The 14,332-nt window shown below is 67.9% G+C and carries 14 protein-coding genes; 12 read left to right on the top strand and 2 right to left on the bottom strand.

All coding sequences use genetic code 11. The annotated features are described in order from the left end of the window. Positions 1-9: 9 nt before the first annotated feature. The 11 genes from ACFXP5_RS14050 to galE all read left to right on the top strand — a co-directional run bounded on the left by ACFXP5_RS14050 (position 10) and on the right by galE (position 11,891). The gene (locus ACFXP5_RS14050) at positions 10-1,080 is read left to right on the top strand and encodes a hypothetical protein (protein ID WP_394545095.1); all 1,071 of its coding nucleotides are present in this window, start codon (positions 10-12) and stop codon (positions 1,078-1,080) included. Positions 1,081-1,247: 167 nt separating this feature from the next. Then, positions 1,248-2,330, top strand: a complete 1,083-nt coding sequence (locus ACFXP5_RS14045) for a WxL protein peptidoglycan domain-containing protein (RefSeq protein ID WP_394545093.1) — start codon at positions 1,248-1,250, stop codon at positions 2,328-2,330. Next, positions 2,330-3,166 carry a hypothetical protein gene (locus tag ACFXP5_RS14040; protein ID WP_394545091.1) on the top strand — a complete coding sequence of 279 codons (837 nt, stop codon included), beginning with the start codon at positions 2,330-2,332 and terminating at the stop codon, positions 3,164-3,166. The genes ACFXP5_RS14045 and ACFXP5_RS14040 overlap by 1 nt, the downstream gene beginning before the upstream one ends. A gap of 206 nt (positions 3,167-3,372) precedes the next feature. Next, positions 3,373-4,170 carry a sortase gene (locus tag ACFXP5_RS14035; protein WP_394545089.1) on the top strand — a complete coding sequence of 266 codons (798 nt, stop codon included), beginning with the start codon at positions 3,373-3,375 and terminating at the stop codon, positions 4,168-4,170. A gap of 24 nt (positions 4,171-4,194) precedes the next feature. Further along, a complete protein-coding gene (locus tag ACFXP5_RS14030; protein ID WP_394545087.1) occupies positions 4,195-5,148 on the top strand; it encodes a phosphate ABC transporter ATP-binding protein in 954 nt (317 codons plus the stop codon). Continuing rightward, positions 5,145-5,972, top strand: a complete 828-nt coding sequence (locus ACFXP5_RS14025) for an LmeA family phospholipid-binding protein (protein ID WP_394545085.1) — start codon at positions 5,145-5,147, stop codon at positions 5,970-5,972. The genes ACFXP5_RS14030 and ACFXP5_RS14025 overlap by 4 nt, the downstream gene beginning before the upstream one ends. A 108-nt stretch (positions 5,973-6,080) precedes the next feature. Further along, the gene (locus ACFXP5_RS14020) at positions 6,081-7,367 is read left to right on the top strand and encodes an aspartate kinase (protein ID WP_394545083.1); all 1,287 of its coding nucleotides are present in this window, start codon (positions 6,081-6,083) and stop codon (positions 7,365-7,367) included. Between the two features lie 241 nt (positions 7,368-7,608). Then, positions 7,609-8,679: an aspartate-semialdehyde dehydrogenase gene (locus ACFXP5_RS14015; protein ID WP_394545081.1), complete on the top strand. Its 1,071-nt coding sequence runs from the start codon at positions 7,609-7,611 to the stop codon at positions 8,677-8,679. Between the two features lie 47 nt (positions 8,680-8,726). Then, entirely contained in the window at positions 8,727-10,199 is a 1,473-nt protein-coding gene (locus tag ACFXP5_RS14010; protein WP_394529039.1) for a malate:quinone oxidoreductase, read from the top strand. Between the two features lie 11 nt (positions 10,200-10,210). After that, positions 10,211-10,816 carry a thymidine kinase gene (locus ACFXP5_RS14005; protein ID WP_394545079.1) on the top strand — a complete coding sequence of 202 codons (606 nt, stop codon included), beginning with the start codon at positions 10,211-10,213 and terminating at the stop codon, positions 10,814-10,816. 58 nt (positions 10,817-10,874) lie between these two features. Then, the gene (gene galE / locus ACFXP5_RS14000; RefSeq protein ID WP_394545077.1) at positions 10,875-11,891 is read left to right on the top strand and encodes a UDP-glucose 4-epimerase GalE; all 1,017 of its coding nucleotides are present in this window, start codon (positions 10,875-10,877) and stop codon (positions 11,889-11,891) included. On the opposite strand, the gene ACFXP5_RS13995 is transcribed toward galE, so the two are convergent. Then, complete coding sequence (locus tag ACFXP5_RS13995) at positions 11,888-12,727, bottom strand: DUF1295 domain-containing protein (RefSeq protein ID WP_394545075.1); 840 nt, start codon at positions 12,725-12,727, stop codon at positions 11,888-11,890. The genes galE and ACFXP5_RS13995 overlap by 4 nt on opposite strands. Positions 12,728-12,798: 71 nt before the next feature. On the opposite strand from ACFXP5_RS13995, the gene ACFXP5_RS13990 reads away from it, so the two are divergent. After that, positions 12,799-13,500, top strand: a complete 702-nt coding sequence (locus ACFXP5_RS13990; protein WP_394545073.1) for a FadR/GntR family transcriptional regulator — start codon at positions 12,799-12,801, stop codon at positions 13,498-13,500. 4 nt (positions 13,501-13,504) lie between these two features. On the opposite strand, the gene ACFXP5_RS13985 is transcribed toward ACFXP5_RS13990, so the two are convergent. Next, on the bottom strand, positions 13,505-14,275 hold the full coding sequence (locus ACFXP5_RS13985; RefSeq protein ID WP_394529034.1) for an HAD-IIB family hydrolase: 771 nt from the start codon (positions 14,273-14,275) through the stop codon (positions 13,505-13,507). Positions 14,276-14,332: the final 57 nt, after the last annotated feature.

Genomic DNA, 14,332 nt, shown 5'->3' with positions numbered 1-14,332 from the left:
ACAATGAACATGTTCACGTCCATCACCGCGAAGGCCGCCGTTGCCGGCGTCATCGCTGTGGCTCTGGTCGGTGTCAGCGTCACCGCTGCACAGGCCAAGGCCGAGGTCGGCACCGCGCCCGGCCAGTCGTCCGAAGAGATCTACCTGTGGGACGGCACCGAGGGTTCTGAGACCCTCATCCCCGACAACACGGGCGTCATGCAGTGGGGTCAGCGGATCTACGGTTACCCCAAGAACACCGGGTTCGACCAGTACGACACCTACTTCCAGGGACCGGCCGCCGCGACCAACGTTTCGGTCTTCCTCTCCAACCGGGGCGAAGAGCGCGACACCTCCAAGTGGATCTCGCGCGGCCCCAACGCCTTCGCAGACCCCGCCGCCAAGACGGTCCTGACCCCGATGCTCGCACCTGAGGACACCGCCGGTACCGCTCTCGCCAACGTCAAGGCGAACGGTGGCGACTACTCGCTCGGTATCGCGTACACGTCCGGCGCCGGCGTCACCGTCGAGGCTCCGACCTTCGTGCACATCAAGGTTCTGCCCGGTGGAAACTACACCTACGAGGCTTCGAACAGCACGATCGTGGATCCGCCCGCCGAGGGTGCTCAGACCGCCGACATCAACATCAACGCCGGCGTCATCGAAGGAGACGGTGCGTTGAAGCTCACCGTTCCGACCACCTCGGTCACGCTGGACGCCCCGGTCATCAACGCCGCCGGTCTCTCCGAGGCAAACGGCTCGATCACCGGCATCCAGGTCGACGACACGCGCAAGACGGCCGACCGCAAGGGTTGGAACCTGACCCAGTCGGTGAACAACTTCGTCAGCGGTGCCAACACCATCGACAAGAAGAACTTCGGTGTCACGCCGATGGTCATCAACACCACCCAGGGCGCCACGCCCGCCGCACCGCAGCCCGCGGGCTCCGCGGTCTACCCGGCACCGTTCGCCAGCGCCGAGGCAGGCACGACCGCTGGTACCGGAACCACCCTGAGCGCGGGCCTCAAGCTCATCGCTCCGGCGGGTACCCCGGCCGGCACCTACACCTCGACGATGACGCTCACGCTCGTCTCGAAGTAGGCCACACAAGGAGGGGGCGGCGCGCAAGCGTCGCCCCCTCCTTGCTTCCCCCCACCCATCCGTCCCTCGTTCACGCGTCGTTCAGCGACGCGCAGGGCGTCGGTAAGAGCACTCTGCGGAGATGTATCGTGCAGCTTTTCCCGAACGCGGTGCGCCCGAACGCCCGCATGACGCCAGCCATTCTGCTGGCGGCGATCGTCGGCGTATCCGTCGCCCTGAGCGGTCTGATGCCTTCGACTGCTTTCGCCGCAGACGACCCCGCCGAGGACAGCATCAGCATGTCCGCGCAACCCGCGAGCGAGGGTGGCACGGCGGTGCGCACCCGCTTCGACTATCAGGTCGGCCCCGGTCAGACTCTCGACGATGCCTATGTCATCACGAACGAGGGCACCACCGCTCAGACGTATGTCGTCTTCGCGACCGATGCGTTCAACACCGAGGATGGATCCTTCGCGCTGCTCGACACCGGCGTACAGCCCACCGGGGCGGGTTCGTGGGTGCGTTTCGGTACCGAGGCGTCCGTTTCGGTCACTTTGCAACCTGCCGAATCGTCGTCCGTCCCGTTCACGGTGGAGGTACCGGCCGATGCCTCGCCGGGTGACCACGCGGGCGGGCTCGTCGTGTCGCTGCAATCCCCGGAGGGCCAGGTTCTCGTCGACCGCCGCCTCGGCACCCGTCTGTACGTGCGGGTGCCGGGCGATCTGCAGCCCAGCCTCACCGTGGACGGGATGAGCACCTCCTACACCCCGAGTCTCAACCCCCTGTCGGGTGAGACCACCGTGACCTTCACGGTACGGAACGCGGGCAACGTCGCCCTCTCCGGTCAGCTGAAGACCGAGGTGAAAGGCCTGTTCGGCATCGGCCTCGCCTCGGCGGTGCAGCAGGACGTCTCCGAGATGCTGCCCGGGAGCACGCGAACGGTGACCGCCGTCGTGCCGGGAGTCGGCCAGTGGGTCTTCCTCAACCCGGTCGTCACGCTCTACCCGCAGGTCGACCCGACAGCGCAGAACCCCGGTCCGCTCCTCAGCGTGAGCCGCGACAGCATCCTGTTCGTCGTCCCGTGGGTGTTGCTCATCATCGTCCTCCTCGGTCTCGCTATCTGGGCGTGGATCTGGTTCAGCCGCCGCCGTGACGACCGCCGGGCCAAGGAGTGGATCGAGTACACCGAGGCCGAGGCGCGCCGCAAGGCCGAGGAAGACCGCGAACCGGTCGGCGCATCCTCGGGCGATGCACTGCGGTCCGGGTCGTGATGACCCGCATGAGGCCGCTGCCCACGCGCCGCCGCCGCGCGCTCCTTGCCAGCGGCGTGATCGTCGCGGTCGCGATGCTGTTCGGGAGCCCTGGCGTCGCGATGGCGTCGGCGCCCAGGGCCGCCGCCGCTACGGACTGCGCTGCGTCTGCTCCGGCGCCCTCCACCGAGCCTCCAGCCGAGGGCATCGATGTGACCGCCACCGTACTCGGCACCCCGTCATGCTCTCTGTCGGGCAACGGCACCGGGAGCGGGGTTGCCAACGGCACGGGTTCGGGGACGGGCAACAGTGGTTCGTCTCTCTCGAGCGGTTCTTCCTCCAACGTCCCGGCGACCGTCGCCCCCACGGCAACGACCCCAGCCGCGAACGGCGATGAGGTCGACCTGGGCGGTGTGATGTACGTCGGCGGGGTATCGAGCGCGAGCATCCCGTCTCTCAACCCTTTCGGCGGCACACTGCAGCTCTGGTTCACGGTGCGCAACGTGTCCGCGTCCACCATCGACGCGAAGGCGGACTTCTGGATGGAGAGCATCTTCGGAAACCGCATCTCCACGGCCGATGGTGTCCTCATCGAGGATCTCAAGCCAGGGGAGATGCGCACCGTCAGTGCTGAATTGCCGGGAGTGGGGCAGTGGTCCATCCTGAGCGCCCACACGCGCCTCACACCTCCCGACAGCGTCGACGGTACCGCGCTGACCCCGCTCACGCGCGATGCCACGGCATTCGCCTTGCCGTGGCTGTTCGTGCTTCTCGTCGCGGCGGGGCTGGCGACATGGGCCATCGTGCAGGTCCTGCGTCGCCGCGAAGCCACGCAGCCCGCGGGAGTCTTTGCGTGACGATCACCGAAGCGCCTCCGGAGGCGGCGCCCGGCTTCGATCCGCCGCCCGCCGCTGCGAAACCCGTCGTGCAGGCGCCGCCGCGCGCCCCCCGGCCGCCGAAGCCGCCTCGCCCGCCTCGTCGGCCCCCGCAGCCGCCTCGCGTCCGGCCACCTCTCACGCGTGGGGAAGCACTGGCGCGCAGTATCGCTGCAACGATCGCCGTCATGGTGGTGATGTTCATCCTGAATCTCACCGTTTTCAGTCACGTTCAACACCTCGTGTCTCAGCAACGGCTATCCGACGAGTTCCGGGCCCAGCTGGCCGCGGGGACCGCCCCCGTGAGTGAGGGGGACTTCAACGACGTCCTCCTCGCTGATGGTGTCCCGGTCGGCATCCTCGAGATTCCGAGCATCGGCATGTACGAGGTGATCGTCGAGGGCACCTCGTCGGCGGAGACGGCGACGGGCATCGGACACCAGCGCGACACGGTTCTCCCGGGCCAGTCCGGCGTGACGAAGCTCGCGGGACGCGCCGCCGCCTACGGCGGGCCCTTCTCGGGGATCTCGTCACTCAGCCCGGGCGACACGATCACCGTCAGGACCGGGCAAGGACTGCAACAGTTCGAGGTGCTCGGCCTTCGATACGCGGGCGACCCGACGCCGCCGAACCCGGTGCCGGGTGAAAGTCGGATGATCCTCATGACGGCGCGCGGCGCGCCGTACATCCCGACGGGCGTCGCGTACGTCGACGCGCGCTTGGTGTCGGAGACCCAGGACGCGGGTGCGCGCCAGACGACCCCGATCACGCTGCCTCCCGAGGCGAAGCCACTCGCCACCGACACCACCACGGTGTGGGCCCTCGTCTTCGCTCTCCAGTTCCTGCTCGTCATCGAGGTCGCAGCCGTGTGGGCATTCCGGCGCTTCGGGGCGCAACGGACATGGATCGTCTTTCTCCCGGTGCTCCTCCTCGCCGGGTTCCTCGTGGCAGATCAGACCACGCGGCTCCTCCCGAATCTGCTCTGACCCCTCACGTAGAAAGCCGTCTTCATGTCCGACGACACCACCACCGTCATCGATCCGGTTCCCGACCGGCGACACGACGACAGCCGCCAGCCGACGAGCCGCCGACGCCGCGATCAAGCCGGATATGTCGCGCACCCGACCGCGCCCGACGACGTCGCGGAACCTTTTCCGGGCTCCGTCGGGGATCCTCGCGAGATCGGCGCGCTGGCGTCGCTCGACGCCCGCAACATCACCGCGTGGTTCGGTGATCACCAGGTGCTGGACCGCGTCTCGCTGACCATGCCGGCGGGGGTGGTGACAGCTCTCATCGGGCCCTCCGGATGTGGCAAGTCGACGTTCCTCCGCATCCTCAACCGCATGCACGAGCTGATCCCGTCCGCATCCTTGGCGGGCGAGGTGTTCCTCGACGGCGCGGACATCTACGACCAGAGCCGCAAGCTCACCGAAGCGCGCCGCGACATCGGGATGGTGTTCCAGAAGCCGAACCCGTTCCCCGCCATGTCGATCTACGACAACGTGATCGCCGGTCTGAAGCTGACGGGCGTTCGGGCTTCTCGCGACGAGAAGGACTACCTCGTCGAACGATCGCTCACGTCGGCGGGCCTCTGGAAAGAGGTGAAGGACCGCCTCCGCGCACCGGGTGGCGGACTGTCCGGCGGTCAACAACAGCGCCTCTGCATCGCCCGTTCGCTCGCCATCAAGCCGAAGGTCCTGTTGATGGACGAGCCCTGCTCGGCCCTCGACCCGACCTCGACGCGCGTCATCGAGGAGACGATGGGGGAGCTGCAGAAGGAGGTCACGATCGTGATCGTCACGCACAACATGCAGCAGGCACAGCGCGTGTCGCAGCAGTGCGCGTTCTTCCTCGCCGCCCAGGGTCAGCCCGGTCACATCGTCGAGCACGGTGACACCGAGGCCATGTTCGGCTCGCCCATCGACCCCCGCACGTACGACTATGTCAACGGTCGCTTCGGATGACCTACCCCGATGTGTCGTCGCCGTTCGATCAGACGGCGGTCATCGACGATCCGCCCCCGCCACCGGCAGCTGACACCCCTGTCCGGAAGCAGGTGGCCATCATCGTGACGATCATCCTCTCGGTCGCCACGATCCTCGTGCTGGCTCTTGTCATCGCGGATTGGATCGCGCGGTCGGAGGTCGAGCGGACGATCGCGGACGAGTTCCGAGCAACATCCGGCTTACCCTCCACGCAGTTGGTGCAGGTCGAGGTCAGCGGCCCGGTTCTTCTGCAGCTTCTCATCCAGCGGTTCGACGAGGTCACGATCTCCTCGGACAACGTGAACATCGGGCCGGTGGGCGGTGATTTCCAGATGACTGCCCACGGCGTCTCCCTCGACCCGGGGTCCGAGATGGATGCCTTGAGCGGCGAAATCCGAATCAGCGGCGCGCAGGCGGCTGCGCTCTTCCCGAACCCGGGCGCCGTCGACGTCGTCTTCGGCAGCACCGAGATGTCCTTCGTCGTCGACCTGGGGGTGGGTGGGCAGAACGTCCCGTTCACTGTCGCCGTCACCCCGAAATTCGACGCCGGCCGCTTCACGACCGACCTGAGTTCGCTTACCCTGGCGGGCACCGCCATCACCGCCGCAGAAGTCGAGGGTCAGCTCGGGGACGGGGCCGCGGCGAGGATGCAGCCCACGTCGACCTGCATCGCGGAAGCGATCCCTTCCGGCCTTCACGTCACGGATGTCTTCCTCAGCGAGAACGAACTCGTGATGTCGTTCGAGGTTGATCCGCGCATCACCGTCGACCCCGCGCTGCAGCAGCCCGGGGCCTGCGCGTGAGCGCAGCTCGGTGGCCAACCGGGAGACACCGCGGAGCGAGCGCCCGCCGCTCCGTAAGATAGGGCGTTGGGCGAAGCATCCGCCCCGCTCGTTCCCGGGAGTACCCACATGGCGCTGATCGTCCAGAAGTACGGTGGCTCGTCCGTCGCCGATGCCGAGAGCATCAAGCGCGTCGCGAAGCGCATCGTCGACGCGCGGCGCGCCGGACACGAGGTCGTCGTGGCCGTCAGCGCGATGGGCGACACGACCGATGAACTGCTCGACCTCGCGCACGAGGTCGCCCCCATCCCCGCCCCGCGTGAGCTCGACATGCTGCTCTCGAGCGGCGAACGCATCTCGATGGCGCTGCTGGCGATGGCGATCCACTCCATGGGCTTCGAGGCGCGCTCGTTCACCGGCAGCCAGGCCGGCATGATCACCGACGCCACCCACGGCGCCGCCCGCATCATCGACGTGACCCCGATCCGGTTGCGCGAAGCCCTCGACGAGGGCGCGATCGTCATCGTGGCCGGCTTCCAGGGTTTCAATCGTGACACCCGCGACATCACGACTCTGGGCCGCGGCGGGTCTGACACGACCGCCGTCGCGCTCGCCGCCGCCCTCAACGCCGACGTCTGCGAGATCTACAGCGACGTCGACGGCATCTACACCGCCGACCCGCGCGTCGTGCCGAAGGCGCAGAAACTCGACCGCGTGTCGAGCGAAGAGATGCTCGAGCTCGCTGCGAACGGCGCGAAGGTGCTGTACATCCGCGCCGTGGAATACGCTCGCCGGCACGGCGTGCTCATCCACGCCCGTTCGACGTTCAGTTCGAGCGAGGGCACCTGGGTGCTCGACAATGCGCGACACTACGATCTCGTCCCCGAGGGAGAACAGATGGAAGAGCCCATCGTCGCCGGCGTCGCGACCGATCTGAGCCAGGCCAAGATCACGGTCATCGGGGTGCCTGACGTGCCCGGCAAGGCCGCCGACATCTTCAAGATCGTCGCCAAGTCCGGCGCGAACGTCGACATGATCGTGCAGAACGTCTCGGCGGCTGCGACGAGCCGCACCGACATCTCCTTCACGTTGCCGAAGACGGATGCGGCCACCGCCCTGCGCGCTCTCGCCGCCGAGCAGGCCGAAGTCGGATTCGAGAGCCTCGTGCACGACGACCAGATCGGCAAGCTCTCCGTCGTCGGAGCGGGAATGCGCACGCACTCCGGCGTCTCCGCGACGCTGTTCGAGGCGCTGAGTCTCGCGGGCGTCAACATCGAGATGATCTCGACCTCTGAGATCCGCATCTCGGTCGTGCTGCGCGGCAACGACGTCGCCGACGCCGCCCGCGCAGTGCACACCGCGTACGGCCTCGACGGCGACGGCGAAGCGACCGTGTACGCCGGCTCGGGCCGCTGACGTAGCAGCCGCTGTCCGGCCTCCGGTCGGTGAACCGCCTCGGCTGCGGCGGCAGGCGGACATAACTCCTCCATTCCGGTCGCCGGTGGTGGCACGGAGGCCGTTGGGGCGGATTTCGGTCGCAGTTTGGCGGAGTTGTGTTCGCCGACACGGGATGACCGGGCGTGCGGGCCACTAATCTGAGGGTTCAGACACGAATGGACGGTCGCGCGGCGGCCTCCCGAACACCCGAGGTACTGTCATGACCCGCATCTCCGATACCGGAATCTCCCTCGCCGTCGTCGGCGCCACCGGCCAGGTCGGCACCGTGATGCGCGACATCCTGATCGAGCGGTCGTTCCCCATTCGCGAGCTGCGCCTGTTCGCGACGGCTCGTTCCGCGGGCACCGCGATCGAGTTCGGCGGTCAGACCGTGATCGTCGAGGATGTCGCGACCGCGAACCCCGCCGGCATCGATGTCGCCCTGTTCTCGGCCGGCGCCACCGGCAGCCGCGCCCACGCGCCCCGTTTCGCCGAAGCCGGCGCCCTCGTGATCGACAACTCCAGCGCCTGGCGCATGGACCCCGACGTGCCGCTCGTGGTCAGCGAGGTCAACCCGCACGCGATCGCCGAGGCGCGCAAGGGCATCATCGCCAACCCGAACTGCACGACGATGGCGGCGATGCCGGTGCTGAAGGTGCTGGATGCTGCGGCCGGCCTCGAGCGACTGATCGTGAGCACGTACCAGGCCGTGAGTGGTTCCGGCCTCGCGGGCACCGAGGAACTCCTCGGTCAGATCGAAGGAGTCATGGCCCAGGGCGACGTGGAGCGTCTCGTCCACGACGGTTCCGCCCTGGACTTCCCGGGCCCCGACATCTACATCGCGCCCATCGCTTTCGACGTCATCCCCTTCGCGGGCAACCTCGTCGACGACGGGCTCAACGAGACCGACGAGGAGAAGAAGCTCCGCAACGAGAGCCGGAAGATCCTCGAACTGCCCGACCTCCGCGTCGCGGGCACCTGTGTGCGCGTGCCGGTGTTCACCGGTCACTCGCTGAGCATCAACGCCGAGTTCGCCCGCGACATCACCCCCGAGCAGGCCCGCGATCTGCTCGCCTCGGCTCCCGGCGTGCAGCTCGAAGAGGTGCCGACGCCGTTGCAGGCCGCTGGCACCGATCCCAGCTACGTCGGCCGCATCCGCGCCGACCAGTCCGCCCCCGAGGGGAAGGGGCTCGTGCTGTTCGTCAGCAACGACAACCTCCGCAAGGGTGCCGCCCTCAACGCCGTGCAGATCGCCGAGCTCGTCGCCGAGCGCCTGCTCACCCCGGCCTGACCCGGCGCGCGGGCGGGGGAGGGTCCCGACCGCCCTAGGATTGTCGGGTGAGCGAAAACATCGACGTGCTGCTCATCGGTGGCGGCATTATGAGCGCCACCCTGGGCACGTTTCTCAAGGATCTCCAGCCGGACTGGAACATCGCCGTCTACGAGCGGCTGAGCGACGTCGCGCTCGAGAGCTCGAACGCGTGGAACAACGCCGGCACCGGCCACGCCGCGCTGTGCGAACTCAACTACATGCCCGAGGGTCCCGACGGAACGCTCGACCCGGCCAAGGCCGTCACGATCAACGAGCAGTTCCAGCAGAGCCGTCAGTTCTGGTCGTCCCTCGTCGACGAGGGCGTGCTCGACGGGCCGTCCACCTTCATCAACTCCACCCCGCACATGACGTTCGTCACCGGGGAGAAGAATGTGGAGTACCTGCGCAAGCGGTACGAGGTGCTCAAGGAGCAGCCCCTGTTCGCCGGCATCGAGTTCAGCGACGACTCCCGCGTCATCAACGAGTGGGCGCCACTCCTGATGCAGAAGCGCGTGAAGGGCGAGCCGTTCGCCGCCACCCGCGTTCCCGCGGGCACCGACGTCGACTTCGGCTCGCTCACCCGCCAGATGTTCGCCAACCTGAAGGACAAGGGCGTCGACGTCGCCACCAACCGCGAGGTTCGGGGTCTGAAGCAGGAGAAGGACGGCACCTGGCTGGTCACGACGCGCGAGACCATCGGACGCACTCCCGGTCATGTGCGCGCGAAGTTCGTCTTCGTCGGTGCCGGTGGTTGGGCACTCAAGCTGCTGCAGCGCTCGGGCATCCCCGAGATCAAGGGCTACGGCGTCTTCCCCATCGGGGGACAGTGGCTGCGCACCCAGAACCCGGCCCTCGTCGCCCAGCACAAGGCGAAGGTGTACTCGCAGGCGGCCGTCGGGGCGCCGCCGATGTCGGTGCCGCACCTCGACACGCGCGTCGTCGACGGTGAAGCCTCGTTGATGTTCGGTCCGTTCGCGACGTTCAGCCCGAAGTTCCTCAAGAACGGCTCGGTCTGGGACATCGTGACCCAGGTGCGTCCGCACAACCTCTTCCCGATGCTGAAGGTGGCCGTCGACAACCCCGGCCTCATCAAGTACCTCGTCGGCGAGCTGCTGAAGAACCACGCCGCGAAGGTCGACAGCCTGCGCGAATTCATGCCGTCGGCGAAGGACGAGGACTGGGAGCTGCTCGGCGCCGGTCAACGTGCCCAGGTGATGAAGCGCGACCCGAAGAAGGGCGGCGTGCTGCAGTTCGGCACCGAGGTCGTCACGTCCGAAGACGGCACGATCGCGGGGCTCCTCGGTGCTTCTCCCGGTGCCTCGACGGCCGTGTCGATCATGCTGGGGCTGCTCAAGACCTGCTTCCCCGACAGGATCGACGCCTGGCAGCCGCGCCTGCGCGAACTCATCCCCAGCTACGGCACGTCGCTGAACACCCGTCCCGAGGCAGCCCACGAAGAGCTGGCCGAGACGGCGGCCGTGCTGCAGCTCACTGCCTGAAGCGGCGCATCATGGCCAAGCTGTACTTCCGCTACGGGGCGATGAACTCCGGCAAGTCGACCGCGCTGCTGCAGGCCGCGTACAACTACGAAGAGCGTGGTCAGCGCGTGCTGCTCGCCAAGCCCGAGATCGACACGAAGGGCGCTGACCAGATTGCCAGCCGCCTGGGCGTGAGCCGCACGGTCGACTTCCTGATCGGACCCGAAGACGATGCTCGGGATGCTTTTCGCGCGGCCGCGGGTGACGCCCCGGTCGCGTGCCTCCTCATCGACGAGGCGCAATTCCTCACCCCCGGTCAGGTCGACGACCTGTTGCGGATCGCCGTGCTGGATAACATTCCGGTGCTGGCATACGGCATCCGCACCGACTTCCGCACCGAGGCTTTTCCCGGGTCGGCGCGCTTGATGGAGCTCGCTCACAGCCTCGAAGAGTTGAAGACCATCTGCCGCTGCGGCCGCAAGGCCATCTTCAACGCGCGCCTGGTGGACGGTCGGTTCGTCTTCGACGGCGATCAGGTGGCGATCGACGAGGGGCAGACCTCGGGCGAGGTCACCTACGAGTCGATGTGCGCGGTCTGCTACCTCACCGAATCGGGCGGCCGGCTCGACGGTCGCTGAGTCGTCCCGAGCGGTCGCCACGGCTTCGAGCCCCGGGTGGGCTCGCTACGCTGAAGGCATGCGAGTTCTCCTTGCCGGTGGTGCCGGTTACATCGGCGCGCACACCGCCGTCGCCCTGCTGGAATCCGGCCACGAAGTGGTGCTGCTCGACGATCTCTCGGGCACCCAAGCCGTCGCCGCCGAGCGCGTCGAGACCATCACCGGCAAAGCCGCGCCCCTCGTGGTGGGCAATGCCGCCGACGACGAAGTCGTTGAGGCGGTCTTCGCCGAGCACGGCCCGATCGATGCGATCGTGCACCTGGCCGCGTTCAAGGCGGTCGGCGAGTCGACCCAGAAGCCGCTGGACTACTACGCCAACAACCTCGATTCGACCTTCGCGCTCCTGCGCGTGGGGCTGGCCCACGGCATCCGCTCCTTCGTCTTCTCGAGCACCGGCACCGTGTACTCCGACCCGGCCGACCTGCCGTTCACCGAGGACTCGACGACGAGCGTCGACCTGTCCAACCCGTACAGCAAGTCCAAGCGCATGAACGAGGTCATCCTCGCCGACGTCGCCCGGGTGAACCCCGACGTGAACGTCACGATCCTGCGGTACTTCAACCCGGTCGGTGCGCACCCGAGCGGCCTCATCGGCGAGGACCCGACCGGCATCCCGAACAACCTCATGCCGTACGTGTCCCGGGTGGCGATCGGCACGCTCGATCGGATCGGTGTCTTCGGCGACGACTACGACACCCCCGACGGCACGGGCCTGCGCGACTACATCCACGTCGTCGATCTGGCCGAGGGCCACGTCGTCGCGCTCGAGCAGGCCCAGCCGGGCCTCGCCGTCTACAACCTCGGTACCGGTGTGCCCGTCAGCGTGCTGCAGCTCATCGCATCCTTCGAGGCGGCGGTCGGTCGTGAGCTTCCGAAGGAGTTCCTCCCGCGCCGTGCGGGTGACGTCGCGGCCACGTACTGCGACCCCGCGAAGGCGGGGGCGGAACTCGGCTGGCGCACGCGGTTGACGATCGACGACGCCAGCCGGGACTACTGGAACTGGCAGAGCCGCAACCCCCGCGGTTACTCCGCCTAGGCGCTCACCTTCGCGCTGCTGCGCGGCGGCCACGGGATGAGCATCGACGTGGTCTTGCGGTACCCGGCGTAGGCGGGGTACTTCGGAGCCGTGATCGACTCCGTGAAGATCGTCGAGCCGATGAAGAGCACCGTGAGCAGCACCGGCCCGATGATCGAGGCGTTGATGAAACCGCCCCAGAATCCGGCGCCGGCGGTGACGGCGGCGACCGCGCCGAGCAGGTAGAACATCCACCACTGCGCCTGCTCGAAGAAGAAGTTGGGGTGGCGGCTGTAGCGGAACAGTCCGGTCGTGACGAAGCCGGGAGCGAGGTGTCCGCCGGCCGCCTTCTTCGCGCGGTGGAAGTTCCACTGCTGCTGATCGGCCGCGGTCTCGCCCACCAGGAAGGCGACGAAGAGTGCGCCCAGCAGGACGTCCCACCCGGTGAGGGCGGTCGGATGCTGCCAGCCGACGTAGGCGGGGAGGGTGATCAGCACGAGAAGGGCATTCTGGTAGAGCACGATGAAGAAGAGGTTGAACGCCTGGAACTGCAGCGTGCTCATCCGGCCGCGGAGCACCGCCCAGCGGTAGTCCTCCGTGCCGGTGTAGCCACCCTTGCGTGCGAAGTTGTACGTCAGGCGCGCGCCCCACAGGGTGGCGAGCACGGCCATCAGCAACAGCCGCGTGGCATCCTCGCCGTCGGCGAGTGCGGCGCCGGCGAAGATCCAGATGTACACGACGGGAACGATCGACCAGATGCGATCGACCCACGAGGTGTCCTTCGTGACGAGGGAGGCCACCCAGCATCCGAGACACGTCACCCCGGCGACGACAAGCACGATCCCTAGCGGATTCACGGGATCAGAGTAACCCCCGCGGTGTGGTCAGACCAAAGGCGATATCGTCGGCGGGGTCCTGAGGAGGCGCTATGGCGAACACCGCACCGCGAGCCTGGCAGGTCGTGCTCGAGAAGATCGAAGGCGATCTTCTCGCCGGCCGCCTGACGCCCGGCGATCGTCTCCCCGCAGAGCGCGACCTGTCCACCCAGCTCGGGGTGGGTCGCTCGAGCGTGCGCGAGGCTCTGCGGGTGCTGGAAGTGCTCGGCCTGGTGCGCACGGGCACCGGCTCCGGTCCGACATCGGGCGCCACGATCGTCGCGACGCCCCGCGGTGGGCTGTCGGCTCTGCTGCGGCTGCAGCTGGCGGCCAACGGCTTCCAGATCGATGACGTCGTGCGCACGCGTGTGACCCTGGAGTCCGACGTCGTCACCGTCCTCGCCGGGGCCGAGAGCCCCGATCTGCGAGCGGCGGTAGACAGCGCGGATGCGATGGCCGCCCCCGATCTTCCGATCGCCCAGTTCCTCGCCCTCGACCGGGAGTTCCACCTCGCGCTCGCCGAAGCATCCGGCAACGCCGTCGCCGCGGCGATCATGGTCGGGCTGCGCACCGCGATCGACGCGTACGTCGAGGCGGGCGCGACGCGTGTGCCCGACTGGTCGGCGACCGCGCTGCGGCTCGTGGCCGAGCACCGCGCCATCGTGTCGGCGGTGCGGGCCGGGGACGCCGAGGAGGCTCAGCGGCTGGTGCGCGAGCACATCGCCGGCTATTACCAGGAGGCGGCGGCCGTCTGACGGTTCAGCGGGCCGGCAGCGTGGGAAGCAGCTCGTCGAGGAATGCGGCGGTGTCCTCCCAGCCCTCCACGGCCTGGCAGCGCACGCCGAGCGCGAGCACGGGGTAGTCGTTGCCGTCGGGGTCGAGGCGGTCACCGACGAACAGCATGTCGTCGAGGCTGATGCCGGTGGCGTCGGACAGCTGCTTCATGCCGTACGCCTTGTCGATGCCGCGGTGGGTGATGTCGACCGAGGTCGAACCGCCCGAACGCACCTCGAGATCGGGGATGCGTGCGGCCACTGCTTCACGCAGGGCGTTCTTCTTCTCGCCTGTCGGATCCCAGGCCTTCTTCGCCTCGAGCGGCGCCCGCTGCCCGAGAGCCGAGAAGGTGATCTGCGAGCCCCGGTCCTCGAGGATGTCGCCCCAGGTCTCCGATTCCCAGAGGCCGAGTCGCTGCGCCTCCTCGCGCACCGCGTCCAGCGCCCGCGTCTTCTCGTCGTCGGTGAGGGAGTGGGCGTACAGGGTCTCGATACCGTCGGGCGTCAGTCGGTAGTACTGCGTACCGCACGTGGGGAGCAGGTGCAGGTGGCTCAACACGTCGGCGGACGCTGCCGGCAACCGGTCCACGACCTGGGACTCGAACTGCGCCAGTTGTCCGCCGGAGATGATCGCAACCTCCACGCGTTCGGCGAGGGCGATCAGCAGGTCGCCGATGCGGGGGTCGATCGCGCTCTTGGAAGGAGCGAGCGTGTCGTCCAGGTCGAAGGCGATGAGGCGCGGGGTGAAGTCGGGCACGAGGCTCCTGTCGGGGCGAGTGGCGTACACGTGACGAGAGGCCCCGCCGTAGACGGA

The organism is Microbacterium hanjuni, from assembly GCF_043556395.1.
Taxonomy (GTDB): domain Bacteria; phylum Actinomycetota; class Actinomycetes; order Actinomycetales; family Microbacteriaceae; genus Microbacterium.
Note: the sequence above shows the minus strand (reverse complement) of the source record. Positions and strands in the feature narration are given on the sequence as shown.